This window comes from Variovorax paradoxus (assembly GCF_009498455.1).
Taxonomy (GTDB): domain Bacteria; phylum Pseudomonadota; class Gammaproteobacteria; order Burkholderiales; family Burkholderiaceae_C; genus Variovorax; species Variovorax paradoxus_H.
This window is the reverse complement of record NZ_CP045644.1, coordinates 182385-198600: the sequence shown is the minus strand read 5'-3', so window position 1 is coordinate 198600 and position 16216 is coordinate 182385. Positions and strand designations below refer to the sequence as shown.

The 16216-nt window shown below is 59.9% G+C and carries 18 protein-coding genes; 16 read left to right on the top strand and 2 right to left on the bottom strand.

Going from position 1 to position 16216, the window contains the following annotated elements; genetic code table 11:
- The first annotated feature begins 12 nt into the window (after positions 1-12).
- The 8 genes from hisF (at position 13) to tatC (ending at position 4067) form a co-directional block, all read left to right on the top strand.
- Positions 13-798: an imidazole glycerol phosphate synthase subunit HisF gene (gene hisF, locus GFK26_RS00880; protein ID WP_095743770.1), complete on the top strand. Its 786-nt coding sequence runs from the start codon at positions 13-15 to the stop codon at positions 796-798.
- A 42-nt stretch (positions 799-840) separates the two neighbouring features.
- Positions 841-1230 carry a phosphoribosyl-AMP cyclohydrolase gene (gene hisI, locus GFK26_RS00875; RefSeq protein WP_153280439.1) on the top strand — a complete coding sequence of 130 codons (390 nt, stop codon included), beginning with the start codon at positions 841-843 and terminating at the stop codon, positions 1228-1230.
- Positions 1227-1616, top strand: a complete 390-nt coding sequence (locus tag GFK26_RS00870; protein WP_095743772.1) for a phosphoribosyl-ATP diphosphatase — start codon at positions 1227-1229, stop codon at positions 1614-1616. Before hisI ends, GFK26_RS00870 begins: the two co-directional genes overlap by 4 nt.
- 25 nt (positions 1617-1641) lie before the next feature.
- Positions 1642-2031 (top strand): DUF4870 family protein, encoded by a 390-nt coding sequence (locus GFK26_RS00865; protein WP_099795316.1) that lies wholly within the window; start codon positions 1642-1644, stop codon positions 2029-2031.
- Positions 2021-2380 (top strand): histidine triad nucleotide-binding protein, encoded by a 360-nt coding sequence (locus tag GFK26_RS00860; RefSeq protein WP_153280438.1) that lies wholly within the window; start codon positions 2021-2023, stop codon positions 2378-2380. The genes GFK26_RS00865 and GFK26_RS00860 overlap by 11 nt, the downstream gene beginning before the upstream one ends.
- Before the next feature lie 65 nt (positions 2381-2445).
- Positions 2446-2694 (top strand): Sec-independent protein translocase subunit TatA, encoded by a 249-nt coding sequence (gene tatA, locus GFK26_RS00855; RefSeq protein WP_101490990.1) that lies wholly within the window; start codon positions 2446-2448, stop codon positions 2692-2694.
- A 19-nt stretch (positions 2695-2713) separates the two neighbouring features.
- Positions 2714-3175 (top strand): Sec-independent protein translocase protein TatB, encoded by a 462-nt coding sequence (tatB, locus tag GFK26_RS00850; RefSeq protein ID WP_101490989.1) that lies wholly within the window; start codon positions 2714-2716, stop codon positions 3173-3175.
- A gap of 73 nt (positions 3176-3248) precedes the next feature.
- Complete coding sequence (tatC, locus tag GFK26_RS00845; protein WP_153280437.1) at positions 3249-4067, top strand: twin-arginine translocase subunit TatC; 819 nt, start codon at positions 3249-3251, stop codon at positions 4065-4067.
- 125 nt (positions 4068-4192) lie between these two features.
- Here tatC and GFK26_RS00840 read toward each other — a convergent pair whose 3' ends face one another.
- On the bottom strand, positions 4193-5353 hold the full coding sequence (locus GFK26_RS00840; protein WP_153280436.1) for a S1C family serine protease: 1161 nt from the start codon (positions 5351-5353) through the stop codon (positions 4193-4195).
- Between the two features lie 291 nt (positions 5354-5644).
- Between GFK26_RS00840 and GFK26_RS00835 the strand changes: the two genes are divergently transcribed.
- Genes GFK26_RS00835 through pdxA form a run of 3 tightly spaced genes read left to right on the top strand, consistent with a single transcriptional unit; the run spans position 5645 to position 8813 of the window.
- Positions 5645-7006: an MFS transporter gene (locus tag GFK26_RS00835; RefSeq protein WP_153280435.1), complete on the top strand. Its 1362-nt coding sequence runs from the start codon at positions 5645-5647 to the stop codon at positions 7004-7006.
- Positions 7003-7776: a Nif3-like dinuclear metal center hexameric protein gene (locus GFK26_RS00830; RefSeq protein WP_153280434.1), complete on the top strand. Its 774-nt coding sequence runs from the start codon at positions 7003-7005 to the stop codon at positions 7774-7776. Before GFK26_RS00835 ends, GFK26_RS00830 begins: the two co-directional genes overlap by 4 nt.
- Positions 7773-8813, top strand: coding sequence for a 4-hydroxythreonine-4-phosphate dehydrogenase PdxA (gene pdxA / locus GFK26_RS00825; RefSeq protein WP_153280433.1), 1041 nt, complete (start codon positions 7773-7775; stop codon positions 8811-8813). The genes GFK26_RS00830 and pdxA overlap by 4 nt, the downstream gene beginning before the upstream one ends.
- An 18-nt stretch (positions 8814-8831) precedes the next feature.
- Here pdxA and mscL read toward each other — a convergent pair whose 3' ends face one another.
- Positions 8832-9266: a large conductance mechanosensitive channel protein MscL gene (gene mscL, locus GFK26_RS00820; RefSeq protein WP_099795322.1), complete on the bottom strand. Its 435-nt coding sequence runs from the start codon at positions 9264-9266 to the stop codon at positions 8832-8834.
- Between the two features lie 718 nt (positions 9267-9984).
- Between mscL and GFK26_RS00815 the strand changes: the two genes are divergently transcribed.
- The 5 genes from GFK26_RS00815 to GFK26_RS00795 all read left to right on the top strand — a co-directional run bounded on the left by GFK26_RS00815 (position 9985) and on the right by GFK26_RS00795 (position 16211).
- The gene (locus GFK26_RS00815; RefSeq protein ID WP_416222582.1) at positions 9985-11091 is read left to right on the top strand and encodes a polysaccharide biosynthesis/export family protein; all 1107 of its coding nucleotides are present in this window, start codon (positions 9985-9987) and stop codon (positions 11089-11091) included.
- Between the two features lie 140 nt (positions 11092-11231).
- Positions 11232-12515 (top strand): Vi polysaccharide biosynthesis UDP-N-acetylglucosamine C-6 dehydrogenase TviB, encoded by a 1284-nt coding sequence (gene tviB, locus GFK26_RS00810; RefSeq protein WP_153280432.1) that lies wholly within the window; start codon positions 11232-11234, stop codon positions 12513-12515.
- A gap of 14 nt (positions 12516-12529) precedes the next feature.
- Positions 12530-13669 (top strand): NAD-dependent epimerase/dehydratase family protein, encoded by a 1140-nt coding sequence (locus GFK26_RS00805; RefSeq protein ID WP_153285808.1) that lies wholly within the window; start codon positions 12530-12532, stop codon positions 13667-13669.
- Positions 13670-13719: 50 nt separating this feature from the next.
- The gene (locus GFK26_RS00800) at positions 13720-14910 is read left to right on the top strand and encodes a lipopolysaccharide biosynthesis protein (RefSeq protein WP_153280431.1); all 1191 of its coding nucleotides are present in this window, start codon (positions 13720-13722) and stop codon (positions 14908-14910) included.
- A 35-nt stretch (positions 14911-14945) separates the two neighbouring features.
- A complete protein-coding gene (locus GFK26_RS00795; RefSeq protein ID WP_153280430.1) occupies positions 14946-16211 on the top strand; it encodes a hypothetical protein in 1266 nt (421 codons plus the stop codon).
- Positions 16212-16216 lie beyond the last annotated feature (5 nt).

The following is a 16216-nucleotide window of genomic DNA, read 5'->3' as shown; positions in this document are numbered from 1 at the left end:
GTTCAATTTCCCATGCTTGCCAAACGCATCATTCCCTGCCTCGACGTCACCGGCGGCCGTGTCGTCAAGGGCGTCAACTTCCTCGAGCTGCGCGATGCCGGCGACCCGGTCGAGATCGCGGCGCGCTACAACGCGCAGGGCGCCGACGAACTGACCTTTTTGGACATCACGGCCACCAGCGACGGCCGCGACCTCATCCTGCCGATCATCGAAGCGGTGGCCTCGCAGGTGTTCATTCCGCTGACCGTGGGCGGCGGCGTGCGCACCGTGGCCGACGTGCGCCGGCTGCTCAATGCGGGCGCTGACAAGACCAGCTTCAACTCGGCCGCCATCGCCGATCCGCAGGTGATCAGCGACGCGGCCCAGAAGTACGGCTCGCAGTGCATCGTGGTCGCCATCGACGCCAAGCGCCGCAGCCCCGAAGACGCCGCCACGCGCGGCGCGGGCTGGGACGTCTACAGCCACGGCGGGCGAAAGAACACCGGCCTGGACGTCGTGCAGTGGGCGACCGAGATGGCGCGCCGCGGCGCGGGCGAGATCCTGCTCACGAGCATGGACCGAGACGGCACCAAGAGCGGCTTCGACCTTGCACTGACGCGCGCCGTGAGCGACGCCGTCAACGTGCCGGTGATCGCCTCGGGCGGCGTCGGCAGCCTCGACGACCTCGCCGACGGCATCCAGAAGGGCGGCGCCGACGCGGTGCTGGCCGCGAGCATCTTCCACTACGGCGAGCACACCGTGGGCGAGGCCAAGGCCCGCATGGCCGAGCGCGGGATTCCCGTGCGCATCGACGCCTGAGTGGGACCGAAAGGGTCTTTTCCTATCCTCGACAATATCCCCATGAATTGGCTCGATGAAGTGAAGTGGGATGCGAACGGGTTGGTGCCCGTGATCGCCCAGGAACAAGGCACGAACGACGTGCTCATGTTCGCGTGGATGAACCGCGAGGCGCTCGAAAAGACCGCCGAGCTGGGCCGCGCGGTGTATTTCAGCCGCTCGCGCAACAAACTGTGGTTCAAGGGCGAGGAATCGGGCCACGTGCAGACCGTGCACGAGATCCGCCTTGACTGCGACAACGACGTGGTGCTGCTCAACGTGACCCAGCTCGGCCACGAGCCCGGCATTGCCTGCCACACCGGCCGCCACAGCTGCTTCTTCAGCAAGTACGAGAAGGGCCAGTGGACCGTGGTCGAACCGGTCTTGAAAGACCCGGAGTCGATCTACAAATGACCGCCACAGTGAACGATTCGAACACCTCCGACGCACTCGCCCGCCTGGCCGCGGTGCTCGAGAGCCGCCTGCCCGCGAACGGCGGCGACCCCGAGAAGAGCTACGTCGCCCGGCTGCTGCACAAGGGCCCTGACGCCTTCCTCAAGAAGATCGGCGAGGAAGCCACCGAGGTCGTGATGGCCGCCAAGGATGCCGACCACGGCGGCGACCGCTCGAAAATAGTGAACGAAGTGGCCGACCTGTGGTTCCACACCATGGTGGCGCTGGCCCACTACGGTTTCTCGCCAGCCGACGTCGTCGCGGAGCTCGAGCGCCGCGAAGGCACCAGCGGCATCGAGGAAAAAGCCCTGCGCAAGGTGCAGGCCCGCGAAGCTTCCAACGACTGAATGATCGTTTGAAAGGGCACCGACCATGGCCAATGACATCGTGAACGTGGAACCCGACGATTCCCTCAAGACCTGGGGCTGGGTCAGCTACGTGCTGCACCTGATCGTGGCCATCGGCGCGGTCGTGCCGGGCGCGCAGGCCTCCGTGCTGCTGCTGCTCATCGCCTTGCTGATCGACTTCGTGAAGCGCGACGATGCGGCCGGCACCTGGCAGGCCTCGCACTTCAGCTGGCGCATCCGCTCGGTGCTGTGGGCCGGCCTGCTGTACATCGTCACCTCGTGGCTCTGGCTGCTGCTGTTCGTGCCGGGCTGGATCGCCTGGAGCCTGATTTCGCTGTGGTTCCTCTACCGGATCGTGAAAGGCATGATCCGCATGAACGACAGCCGCCCCATGGAACCCAAAGATGTCATCTGATCCGAACTGCGTCTTCTGCAAAATCATCGAAGGCAAGATCCCCTCGCGCAAGGTCTACGAAGACGACGACCTGTTCGGCTTTCACGACATCTCGCCCTGGGCGCCGGTGCATTTCATGCTGGTGCCCAAGAAACACATCGCCTCGATGGCGCAGCTCACGCCCGAGGATGCGGCGCTCATGGGCAAGATCATGACGCTGGCTCCCCAGCTGGCGCTGGAGCAGGGCTGCAGGCCCTATCCGGACGGCGGCTACCGTGTCGTCGTGAACACCGGCGCCGAAGGCGGGCAGGAGGTTCACCATCTCCATGTGCACGTCATGGGCGGCCCCCGGCCCTGGCTTCGCGGCTGATCAGGGTTAAGCCAAACTGTCACATTCCCCCCGACTAAAATCGGACACATTCTTAGGAGTTCTCCATGGGTTCTTTTTCCATCTGGCACTGGCTGATCGTGCTGCTCGTCGTGGTCATGATCTTCGGCACCAAGAAGCTGCGGAACATGGGTTCGGATCTCGGTGGCGCCGTCAAGGGCTTCAAGGACGGCATGAAGGACGGCTCGGCCTCCACCGACGCCTCCGCTGCACCGGCCCCCACGCAGCAAGTGACCGGCCAGCCGGCCAACAGCGACAAGTCGACGATCGACGTCGAAGCGCGCCAGAAGTCCTGAGCACCGCAGGCACACATCCGTGATCGACCTCGGCATTGAGAAGCTGGCGCTCATCGGCGTCGTGGCGCTGATCGTGATCGGGCCGGAGAAGCTGCCGCGCGTTGCACGCACGGTGGGCGCCCTGCTCGGCAAGGCACAGCGCTACGTGAACGACGTCAAGGCCGAAGTCAACCGTTCGATGGAGCTCGACGAGCTCCGCAAGATGAAGACCACGGTCGAGGACGCGGCGCGCGACGTGGAGCACAGCATCCACACCGGCGCCAGCGAGTTCGAGAAGCAGTTTGCCGGCGCGTCCGGCGACACCTTGTCGGCGCTGGCCGAGCCCGAACAGGCGGTGCCCGAATACAGGCACCCCCGCAAGAACTGGCGCCTGAAACAGGGCGCCACGCCGAATTGGTACAAGGCGCGCAACGGCGTGCGTACCAAGGCGCTGTCGGGCGCGGCGCGGGTCGCCCGCTTCCGCCCCCACAAGATCAACTGACGCCCACACGCACGCCCCGCGGCGTTCCCGGGCGCCCCGTGCGCCTGTGTCTCCCACGCTTTCTCCTTTCCCCATGGCCGATTCCGACAACAAGAACAAAGAAGAAGACGAGCTGGCGGGTACCGAGCAGCCGTTCGTGCAGCACCTGGTCGAGCTACGCGACCGGCTGCTGTACTGCGTCTACGGCCTCGCGGTCGCGGGCATTCTGCTGGCGATCTGGCCCGGCCCCAGCGGGCTCATGGACATCATCGCCATGCCGATCCGCGCGCACATGCCGCCGGACGCCAAGCTGATCGCCATCGGCGTGTTCTCGCCGTTCTTCGTGCCGCTCAAGGTGCTGATGATGGCGGCCGTGCTGCTGGCATTGCCCTGGCTCATGTACCAAGCCTGGATGTTCGTCGCGCCGGGCCTGTACAGCCACGAGAAGCGCTTCGCATTGCCGCTGATCTTCTTCGGCAGCATGCTGGCCTACGGCGGCATCGCCTTCGTGCAGCTGTTCGTGCTGGACAAGATGTTCGGCTTCATCCAGAAGTTCACGCCCGACGCGGTGGCTGCCACGCCCGACATCTCGTCCTACGTCGAGGCCATCCTGTCGCTGTACATCGCCTTCGGCGTGGCCTTCCAGGTGCCGATCGTGGTGATGCTGCTGGTGCGCTTCGAGATGGTCACCATCGAGAAGCTGCGCTCGTTCCGCGGCTACTTCATCGTGATCGCCTTCGTGGTGGCCGCGGTGCTCACGCCGCCCGACGTGGTCTCGCAGCTCGCGCTCGCGGTGCCGATGTGCCTGCTGTACGAGGTGGGCATCATCGGGGCGCGCTATTTCGCGGGGAAGGGCAAGGCGCCCGCGGGTGAAGAAGAGGGCGCGGGATCGGAGTCTTCCGGCAGCTCCTGATCTCCGGACCTCCGAATCGGTCGGCCTCGCTTTCGCAGCGGCGTGCCACCGAAACAAAAGCGGCCTGAGGGCCGCTTTTGTTTTGGTGTGGGGTCTGCGGCCGGAGCCGCTTTCCGCGTTTTTCGTTATTCGTTGTTGGGCAACTGCTGCCGGATCGGGCTCTTCGGTCGCAGCCCCGGCGTCACGTCCAGTTCCATCTTGTCGGTGCCGCGCTGCAGCGCGAAGCGGGAGGTGTCGCCCGGCTTGAGTCCCGCCACGGCGGTCAGCAGGGCCTGCACGTTGTCGGTCTTCTTTTCGCCCACCGAGGTGATCACGTCGCCCGGGCGGATGCCGGCCTTGGCGGCGGGGCCGTTCTGCAGCACGCCGGTGATGATCACGCCCGTGTCGGCCTTCACGCCGAAGGTCTCGGCCAGTTCGGGCGAGAGGTCGCTCGGCTCGACGCCGATCCAGCCGCGGCGCACCTGGCCTTCCTTCACGATACCCTCGAGCACGATCTTGGCCATCGACACCGGAATGGCGAAGCCGATGCCCATGCTGCCGCCCGAGCGCGAGTAGATCGCGGTGTTGATGCCCTGCAGGTTGCCGTCGACGTCGATCAGCGCGCCGCCCGAGTTGCCGGGGTTGATGGCCGCGTCGGTCTGGATGAAGTTCTCGAACTGGTTGATGCCCAGCTGGTTGCGGCCCAGCGCGGAGACGATGCCGCTCGTCACGGTCTGGCCGACGCCGAAGGGGTTGCCGATGGCCAGCACCTGGTCGCCCACCAGCAGTTCGTCGGAGTTGCCCAGCACGATCACGGGCAGCTTGTCGAGCTCGATCTTCAGTACGGCGAGGTCGGTGTCGGGGTCGGTGCCGATCACCTTGCCGCGCGCATGGCGGCTGTCGTTCAGCGTCACTTCGATTTCGTCGGCGCCCTCGACCACGTGGTTGTTGGTGAGGATGTAGCCGTCGGTGCTCACGATGACGCCGCTGCCCAGGCCCACCTGGGGCTGGTCGGCCTGGTCGCCGAAGAAGAAGCGGAACCATGGGTCGTTGCTGCGCGGATGGCGCTGCGCGGCCTTGCTGGTGTTGATGCTCACGACCGCCGGCGAGGCCTTCTTGGCCGCCGCGCTCAGGCTGCCCGGCGCGGGCGTGGCCGGCGCGCCGCTGGGCGCCTCGACGATCGACACCACGCCACCCAGCGAGGTCGAGCGCTTGTTGATCCATTCAGGCTTGAGCGTCGCGACGACGAAATAGGCCGCCAGCAGGACGGTCACGGCTTGGGCAAAGAGCAGCCAGGTGCGTTTCATGAAAGCTTGAAGGAAGAGCGTTGGAAAAGCGCCGAAAGACGGCGCCGGTTGCAATTGTCCCTCAACCCGCCGGCGCCATAGACCGCGCGGCAGGGTCGAGATTGGGCAACACCGGGGACGTGAATAAGGGGTAACCCTTAGTATCGACGGCTGATCCGACCCGGATCACCTCCTCAGGCCTCCCGCGCTGCCCACCCGGCGGATGCGGCCAGGCGATTCTTTCGTCGGCGCGCCACGCTCTGCCCCTATCCGGTTCCAAGGCAGGCGAGCGGCCACGATGTCCTTCCTGCCATGACCCCAGAAGCTACCTACACGGACGGCGCGAACGCCGCCACGCCTGCTCCGGCGCGCACGCTCGATGCGCGCGACTACAAGACCCTGGCCCTGTCCGCCCTCGGCGGCACGCTCGAGTTCTACGACTTCGTCATCTACGTCTTCTTCGCGACCGTGCTGGGCGCACTGTTCTTCCCCGCCGACATGCCCGACTGGTTGCGCCAACTGCAGACCTTCGGCATCTTCGCCGCAGGCTACCTCGCGCGGCCCGTGGGCGGCATCGTCATTGCGCACTTCGGCGACCTGCTGGGGCGCAAGCGCATGTTCACGCTGTCGATCTTCCTGATGGCGGCGCCCACCTTGGTGATCGGCCTCCTGCCCACCTACGCGAGCATCGGCGTCGCGGCGCCCCTTCTGCTGCTGGCGATGCGCGTGCTGCAGGGCGCGGCCATCGGCGGCGAAATGCCCGGCGCCTGGGTGTTCGTCGGCGAGCACGTGCCGGCCAAGCGCTACGGCTTCGGCATCGGCACGCTGACCTCGGGCATCACCGGCGGCATCCTGCTGGGATCGCTGGTGGCCGTGGCCATCAACCGCTACTACGGGCCCGAGCAGGTGAACGACTTCGCCTGGCGCATTCCCTTTATCCTGGGCGGCGTGTTCGGGCTGTTCTCGGTCTACCTGCGGCGCTTTCTGCACGAGACGCCGGTCTTCAAGGAACTGGCCGGCCGCAAGACCGTCGCCCGCGAGCTGCCGCTGCGCACCGTGCTGCGCGAGCACCGCCTCGCCAGCGTGTACGTGGGACTGCAGACCTGGGTGCTCTCTGCGGCCATCGTGGTGGTGGTGCTGTACACGCCCACGTACCTGCAGAAGGTGCACCACATTCCGGCCGCGTTGGCGCTCGAAGCCAACGCGCTCGCCACGCTGACCCTGACCATCGGCTGCGTGATCGTCGGCTGGGCCAGCGACCGCATCGGCACGCGCGCCGTGATGTTGGTCGGCTGGGGCGGCCTCTTTGCCACGGCCTACCTGTTCTACACCGGCCTGCCCGGTACGCCGACCACGCTGTTCTGGCACTACGGGCTGGTCGGCCTGTTCGTGGGCACCATCGCCACGGTGCCGATCGCCGGCGTGCGCGCGTTTCCGGCGCCGGTGCGCTTCACGGGACTTTCCTTCGCCTACAACATGTCCTATGCGATTTTTGGCGGGCTGACGCCGGTGATCCTCACGCTCTGGCTGCAGCACGACCCCATGGCGCCGGCGCACTACGTTGCCGCGCTGGCGGCGCTGGGCTTCCTGCTGGCGCTGTGGCCCCTGGCCGCGCGCGGCCACCCGATGCGTGATGGCGCGCCGACCGCAGGGAGCGCGACAATGTCGCGATGAGCACCACACGCCACGAACTGCTTCTCGCATTCGACCTGCTGCTGGCCCCCGGGCGCTTCAAGGACTATGGACCCAACGGCCTGCAGGTCGAGGGGCGCGCCGTGGTCCGCAAGATCGTCTCGGGCGTGACCGCCAGCCGCGCGCTGATCGAGGCCGCGATCCACGCCGAGGCCGATGCCATCTTCGTCCACCATGGCCTGTTCTGGCGCGGTCAGGACGGCTGCATCACCGGCTGGATGAAGCAGCGCCTGGGCCTGCTGCTGGGCGACGACGTCAACCTCTTTGCATACCACCTGCCGCTCGACGCGCACCCCGAACTGGGCAACAACGCGCAGCTCGGCCTGCAGCTGGGGCTCGTGGCGCATCCGGGATCGGCCGGCCGCTTCGGCGAGCAGGAATTGGGCTTCCTGGGCGCGCGCGAGAACGGCGAGAACTTTGCCAGCGCGAAGGCCCTGGCGACCCATGCCGAGAAGGTGCTGAAACGGCCCGTCACGCTGGTCGACACGGCCCATCGCCCGATCAAGAACATCGCATGGTGCACGGGCGGCGCCCAGGGCTACTTCGAGGCCGCCATTGCGGCCGGCGCCGACGCCTTCATCACCGGCGAGATTTCCGAGCCGCAGGCGCATTACGCCCGCGAACTGGGCGTGGCCTTCCTGGCCTGCGGCCACCACGCCACCGAGCGTTACGGCGCGCAGGCCGTGGCGGCCCATGTGGCGGCCCAGCTCGGGCTGAAGCACGAATTCATCGACATCGACAACCCGGCATGAAGGCGCCGATCGCGATCACGCTCGGCGACCCGGCCGGCATCGGCCCCGAGATCATTGCCAAGGCCTTCCGCGACGCGCCCAATGCCGTGCGCGGTGCGTTCGTGGCCGGTGACGTCGGCACGTTGCGAAAAGCCTCGCAGGCGCTCGCGGCGCCGGGGCGGCTGGCGTGGCCTGTCGTGGAGATTTCCAGCGTCGCCGAAGCGGCCACCGTGCCGCCGGGTTGTATCCCTGTGCTGCAGGTGATTGCGCCGCCACAGGGCATCGAACAAGGGCGCATCAGCGCCGAAGCCGGTCGCGCGGCCGGCGACTGCGTCGTGTGGGCCGCGCGCGCCGCATTGCGCGGCGAGATCTCGGCCCTCGTCACCGCGCCGCTGCACAAGGAAGCGCTGGCCGCGGCCGGCTTTCCGTACCCCGGCCACACCGAACTGCTGCAGGCCGAGGCCGCCGCCCACCTGGGCCGCACCGTGGCCGACGTGCCCGTGCGAATGATGTTGGCCAACGACGAACTGCGCACCGTGCTCGTGAGCATCCACATGTCGCTGCGCGATGCCATCGAGGCCGTGCGCTTCGACGGCGTGCTCGATACGCTGCGCATCACCCATCGCGCGCTGACCCACGCGCTCGGCCGGCCGCCGCGTATCGGCGTGGCCGGGCTCAACCCGCATGCGGGCGAGGGCGGCCTGTTCGGTTCGGAAGAGCGTACCGTCATCGCGCCGGCCATCGAGGCCGCGCGCGCCGAGGGCATCGACGCCCACGGGCCCCATGCGCCCGACACCGTCTTCATGCGCGCGCGCGCCAAGGCCGGCGTGCCGTCCAGCGGCGAGTTCGACGTGGTGATCGCGATGTACCACGACCAGGGCCTGATCCCGGTCAAGTACCTCGGGGTGGAGAAGGGCGTGAACGTGACGCTCGGGCTGCCGCTGGTGCGGACCAGCCCCGATCACGGCACCGCGTTCGACATTGCGGGCCAGGGCGTGGCCGACGCGTCGAGCCTCGTCGAGGCGCTGCGCATGGCGCGAACGCTGGCCGGCGCCTGAGCGCGCGGCCAGAAAGGCTCAGGGGCGCTGCTTCAGGCTGTCGCGGATTTCGCGCAGCAGCGTGATGTCTTCAGGCGTGGCGGCCGGCGCTGCGGGCGCGGCTTCTTCGGTTTTGCGCAGCTTGTTGATCTGCTTGACCATGATGAAGATGATGAAGGCAAGGATCACGAAGTTGACAGCGATCGTGATGAAGTTGCCATACGCCAGCACCGGCACGCCGGCCTTCTTCAGCTCCGCCAGCGTGTTCGTCACGCCCGGCGGCACCGTGCCCAAGGTCACGTAGAGGTTCGAGAAGTCGAGCTTCCCGAACACCAGGCCCACGAGCGGCATGATGATGTCGGCCACGAGCGAGTCGACGATCTTGCCGAACGCCGCCCCGATGATCACGCCGACGGCGAGGTCGACGACGTTGCCCTTGACGGCAAACTCCTTGAATTCGCTGAGGATGCTCATGATTCAGAAAGGGTGCTGAAGACCGGCTGTTGAAAGGGGTGCCAGTATGCCTGCGGAAGCAGGCCGCCAAGATGGGGGCGCGCTGGGTTGACGCTGGACCGCAACTGAGGAACAGCCGCCCGTGCCTCTGCCTGGAACGGTTGAAGGGTACCCAGTTCCCGTAGCTGACTATTTGCCGACTACGCTTTGGAACGTCTTGTTTCCAAATTTGAGGGATGGGTAGAGCCAGACGCGTCATCGCGTTTTACGCTCGGAAAGAAGGCCAGAGGGCGCCGGACAGCCCGTTCGGAAGCATCCTGGAACGCAGGCGCAACCCCATTGACAGTGCACTGCACTGGTACGATGAGAGGGGAGCAGTGGGGAGCGGCCGCGCGCAATCGACCTTTAAGACTTCTGTTTGTCAGCGCGCATTCGTCCCGGGTGTATCAGGTTCTTGCGTGACCCCGCGATGAATTCTGCACCTTCGTTGCCTGAATTTGCCAGTTTCAGCGCGACTTTAGCTGTTCAAGTTTTTACATAAATGATGCCGCGTAGTGGTGGCGATCACATGTGTTTGAAAAAGAAGCGCGATACAACAGAACGGATGTGCGAGCCTCGCATGCCTCCGGGAATTGTTCTTTCGCCGCTTCGTTGTTATTGATACGACTGACTGACTTTCAAGGGACCTGAATTGAGAAGAGATGCGAAAGCCCTCGCGTGGGTAGCGCTTGCCAGCGCGATGTTGCTCCAGGGCTGTGCCGTGGTGCCCGGCATGGGGTCGGTGGAGCCTTACGAAGCAGGCGGCGAGTTGCCGTCCCAGTTCCGCTACCTTCCCGACGAAGCGCCTGAAGGCGAAATCACCCCCATCTCGCTGGCGCTGGTGCGTACGTTGGCGGAGGTGTCGCCGAAGGGCGTGCCGCCTGATGTGCAGGCGCTGTTTGGCAAGGGGGCGCGCTACACGATTGGGCCGGGCGATGTCGTGGGAGTGATCGTGTATGACCACCCTGAACTGCTGCCGAACGTGGGGGCTGTCATTTCGCAGGCGGCTGACCCCACCGGCGTGCAGGTAGCACCAGGCTTTATCGTTGACGCCGACGGCGAGATCGCCTTTCCATATATCGGCCGTGTGCGCGTGGCGGGTCTGAGCGAAGGCGACGCCTCTGACTTGATCGGCAAGCTGCTGCGGCCGCACGTTCGTGACCCGCAGGTGACGGTCCGTATTCAGTCCTTCCGAAGCCGCCGCGCTTACCTAGAGGGCGAGGTGCGCGTTCCAGGGTCGCAAATCTTCACCGACGTGCCCATGACGCTGAACGAAGCGATCAACCGCGCTGGTGGCATGACGGCCAGTGCCAACCGTTCAGCGGTCACGCTCGTTCGCGACGGACGCTCGATCCCGATCGACATGACCCGTTTGCGCGAGGCTGGATATGACGGGAACAACATCCCTCTGAAGAACGGTGACACGGTTCGCGTGGCGCATCGAGAGGACTCCAAGGTCTTCGTCATGGGCGAAATCATGGCGCCTGTCGCTCTGTCCATGCGCAGCAACGGCCGCTTGAGCTTGAGCGAGGCTTTGGGCGAGGCGGGTGGTCCGATGACGACCACCTCCAACGCCGGCCAGATCTACGTGATTCGCCAAGGCGCGACCGGCGCACCGGCCATTTTCCATCTGAATGCCAAGAATCCGGCGACGTTGGCGCTGGCAAGCCAGTTCCGGTTGCAGTCGCATGACGTCGTGTACGTCGACCCGGTGCCGTTGGTGAAGTGGAACCGCGTGGTTAGCCTGATCCTGCCATCAGCACAGGTGGTGAATAACGCCAGCGAGGTTTACGTCAGGCACCGCTAATCGAGTCTGGACCCGGGCCGAGTTCTTGAGGTTCGCGGCACGGGTCTGACTGCTTTTGAAGTCAACAGGCCGCGAATGCGGTGTGGCGGCATGGCTCTTGATTGAGTCTGTCGCCAATTTTTCGTCCCAGTGTTTTCAACATGCAAGTCATTCAATCAACTCAACCTATCGCGATCATCGGTCTCGGCTACGTGGGCCTTCCTCTTGCCGTGGAATTTGGCAAAAAACGTCGAGTCGTCGGATTCGACATCAATGTCAAACGCATTGCAGAGCTGCAAGAGGGACACGATCAAACGCTCGAGACCACCAGCGAAGAGTTGAAGGCGGCAACGCAACTGGCGTTCACCTCACATGCGGACGATTTGCGTGACTGCGCTGTCTTTGTCGTGACCGTGCCTACGCCGATCGACAACGCGAATCGGCCCGACCTGACACCGCTGGTCAAGGCCAGCGAAACCGTCGGCAAGGTTATGTCGAAGGGGGCGATAGTCATCTTCGAATCGACGGTCTATCCCGGTGCGACAGAAGAAGTGTGCGTGCCCGTGCTGGAGAAATTCAGCGGCAAGAAATTCAATGTCGATTTCTTCTGCGGCTACAGCCCGGAGCGGATCAACCCCGGCGATAAGGAGCATCGCCTCCCCAATATCAAGAAGGTGACCAGCGGTAGCACGCCGGAAGTTGCTGAGATTGTGGACCAGATGTATCGCGAGATCATTGTCGCGGGTACTCATAAAGCCAGCAGCATCAAAGTGGCTGAAGCCGCAAAGGTGATTGAGAACACGCAGCGCGATGTGAACATTGCCCTAATGAACGAACTCAGCCTAATTTTTCATCGACTTGGCATCGACACGCTTGAAGTGCTGCAAGCAGCCGGGACGAAATGGAATTTCCTGCCGTTCCGTCCGGGGTTGGTAGGTGGGCACTGCATCGGCGTCGATCCGTACTATCTGACCCATAAAGCGGTGGAGGTTGGTTATCACCCCGAGGTGATTTTGGCTGGCCGCCGCATCAATGACAACATGGCCCATCATGTCGCAGACGAAGTCATCAAGCTGATGCTGCGCAAGAACGTGCCGGTATTGGGCAGCAAGGTGCTGGTGCTCGGCCTGACCTTCAAGGAAAACTGTCCCGACGTGCGCAACACCAAGGTCGTGGATATCGTCCGCACTTTGAAGAGCTACAACACGCATGTCGACGTGTTCGACCCGTGGATCGATGTTGCCGAGGCCGAGCATGAGTACGGTTTGCGATGCTTAGCCGAGCTGCCTGCGGCTGGACAGTACGCGGCAATCGTTCTGGCCGTGGGTCATCATCAGTTCGTAAGCTTGGGAGAAGCCGGTATTAAAGCGTTGGGCCTACCTAACGCCGTGCTGTTCGATGTGAAGAGTCTGCTGCCTTTGGGTGCTGCAGACGGTCGGCTGTGAGCGGGGTAGATCCTATGGGCCAACCTAATACCAATCAATCGGTCTATGACCAGCTTCGCACTCGCTTAGCTAGGGAGCGACATGTATGGCTCGTCACTGGCGTGGCTGGTTTTATCGGTAGTAACTTACTTGAGAACTTGCTCAGGCTAAACCAGTGCGTAGTGGGGATCGACAACTTCGCTACAGGTCACCGACGTAATCTGACGGAGGTTCAAGCCTTGGTGACAGCGGAGCAATGGGCCAATTTTTACTTCATCGAGGGCGATATTCGGAATCTCGACGATTGTCGTCGTGCGATGGTTTTCTTACCGACCGAAATTTCTCAAATTGCTCCGAGGACGAATGGCCGTGCTGGAATCGGCCTCCCTGTTGAATACGTTCTTCATCAGGCCGCGCTCGGCAGCGTTCCCCGAAGTTTGGCTGACCCCATCACGACAAACGAAGTCAACATCTCTGGTTTCTTAAACATGCTGGTGGCTGCACGCGAAGCCAATGTCAAGAGCTTTACTTATGCCGCCAGCAGTAGCACGTATGGGGATCATCCGGCGCTCCCTAAAGTCGAGCATACGATTGGCAAGCCGCTGAGCCCTTACGCGGTCACCAAGTATGTGAATGAGTTGTATGCGGATGTCTTCGCTCGAAATTTTGGATTTAATGCGATCGGCTTGCGCTACTTCAATGTTTTCGGCCCTCGCCAAGACCCAAATGGCGCATACGCTGCAGTAATCCCCAAATGGACCGCGGCGCTCCTGAATGGAGACGAAATATTTATAAATGGGGACGGAGAAACTAGTCGCGACTTCTGTTTTGTATTGAATGCCGTCCAAGCCAATTTGTTGGCTGCTACCTCAGAGGGACAGGAGAGCCGCAATGAAGTCTATAACGTGGCAGTAGGAGACAGGGCAACATTGAAGGAACTGTTTTTTCAGCTGAAAGAAAACCTAGGAAGACTTGGAATTCAGTCAAAAAGTCAGTTGACTTATCGAGAGTTTCGGGCGGGAGATGTACGGCATAGTCAGGCTGACATAGAAAAAGCTAAGCGCCTTCTCTCATATGCTCCAAATTATAAACTAAGTAATGGTTTGGAAGTTGCAGTGTTATGGTATGTGTCTGAATTTGAGAGAAATAGAAAAACAATAGCAACTCAAGAGTGAAGTGTGTTCTTCATTTCATGCCTCGACCAGTTTCGTTTGATTGGATTTGAATGTTCGCGCAGTTAAAAAAACTGATCATCGGAAACGGCGCGGCGCAGGCGTTGCAGTTCATTTCAATTATTCTCCTGTCGAGAATATATAGTCCTAGCGATTTTGGATTTCTGGCGCAGGTGCAAGCTGTCGCAACTGTAAGCGCTATTGTAATTACATTGCAGCTACATCTAACTATCCCCTTAAATAAAAACGAGTCGGAAGCGCGCCACCGGGTTGAGCAAGTTCAGTTGATAGGCTGTGCAATTTTTGGGCTTTGCATAATTCCTGCAATTTATATTGGGAAGTTGGCTGTATTTTCGGCCTTTCTTGCATTCTTTCTCGGATTGACTAACACTTATAGTTCTTTTTTTATCTTCAGCGGAAATTTTGGGGGGTTATCGATTTTCTACATCGCCCGCGCTATTCTGATCGTCGGTTTGCAGATTGGCTTCTCGATAATCGGAGTCCAAGATGGCCTTGTACTAGGCGCTGTGATTTCCGAAGGGGTAGTTGCCCTATGCTTAAAGATTTTTTTCTTTAAACGGCTAGGACGATGGAATTTTGATTTGGCTGGGGCTTGGAGAATGGCTCTTGAAAATAGATCATTTTCAATATACGGAACCCTGCAAGAGCTGATTTCAGTGGCGGCGTTCTATGCGCCGTTGATATTTTTTTCGCAAAAATACGGGGAAAATATTGGGGGGCAGTATGCAATGGCAAATCGACTGATATGGGCTCCAACTGCTTTGCTCTCCAGGAGTCTTGCTCAAGTCTTGTACCATCAGTTTGGAAAAAATCCGTTAGCCAGTCGAGCTGATTTTTTGACGGCACTTCCGAGTAATTGGATTTATTTTTTTTTGGCATTATGCTGTTGCGGTGCTTTTTATTTGCCAAGTATCTTTTTATTCATGCTGGGTGCTCAATGGGAATTGGCTAGTAAATTAATTCCATTGCAATTGACTTGGTGTTGTTTCTTTCTATCCGCGACCCCTTTTCGTGTTGCTTGCCGTGCGCTTCATTTGCAGAAGTATCAGCTCGCGGTCGATTTTTTTATGTTGATCTCTATTTTCCTCTTGTTTAATTTTTCTTCGTTCAGTCCTTTGAATTTAATGATTTCCTTGGTCGGGCTGGCATTAATTCAAAATGCATCTCTCTGCCTGATCGTTTGGCGAATGGGGTGGCGAAATTCAACGCCTAACGCGCTCTGATTAGTAAAATTTCTACACCGTGATTTCGGAAAGACATGATTGAAGCCGCTGAATTAATGTTGAGCATTCTTAGCGCCCTAATTTTGGGAGTAGGGATGTGGCATTCAATGCGAAAGAATCAAGATCCTTTTTCTCCGATAAAAATCTATATCGTATTTAATACTTTTTTTTACGCGGACATTTTTTTTGGCGAGCACAATTTTCTTGTTCGAACGATATATCTCGCGCAATGCTTGATCATTTTTATTTGCGGATTTTTCGAGCCTCAAGGAAGAGAGTTTGCGTGGAGGGGGCTTGGAAAGAAGACGGTAAACACAAAAAAAATGTTGCTCATAGTGTGGGCGCTGAGTGTTTTTCCAATAGCAACTCAATTGATGGTGATAGGGGAGCTGGGAGGGGTTGCTTCCGCGATTTCGAATATTGCACTTCGAGTCAAATACTTCGAAGGGCGAGGTTATATATTAATAATTAACTCTTCTTTCATTGTTTTGAATTTGATGCATTTTTGCGCAGCTCTAATATCTAGGAGCAGGCGGGCCTTAGTTTTATATGCATTTCACTTCTCGATTCTTATCCTTATTGGATTGCTCTCAGGATCTCGCTCTTTTATCATAATGACGTTGCTTGTCGCGGTGGTAATTTATAGCTATATTTTTAAAAGGGTTAGCAAATCAAATTTGCTTTTGGTTTTCTTTGTTTTTGCGTCGTTAATTGCAGTTTTGGGTGAATTGAGAAATACGGTTAGTGTTGCGGATGACGTCGTTTCTTTTGAAAATTATGGGTCTTCTGGCGACTTAGAGGGTTCGCACTTTAAATATGGACTGATCCCTTTGGATATTATTACTTCGTCAAATCTGTCAGAGTTGCAGTGGGGAAAAACCTATTTATCTCTTTTGACGAATTTTGTGCCAAGAGCAATTAATTCGGATAAGTTGGAGTCGGGAGGAGTTTTTTTCACACGGGTTTATGCCGACAACGCTTGGGGCGGGGACTCGAATTTGGCGACGGGTGCAGTCACCGAGGGAATTATCAATTTTGGCTTTGGATTTGGGCTGATATTTGGGTTGGTTGGGATTTTTGCCTTTTACATTTTAGGCATACTCGCGTATCGAAAGTTTATTCTTAAGGGAGTGAATGAGAAAACGTTTATGTTTTTAATTCCCTATGTTTATTTTATTCTTTTGGCGGCGAGATATTCTTACTCTGAGTTTTCGTACGTTATATTTTCTTTCGTGATAACTGTGATTTTCCCTTGGTATTTATTTCGATTTTTCTATGGGGCTTCATTGAAGTTCAAGTGAGTTTC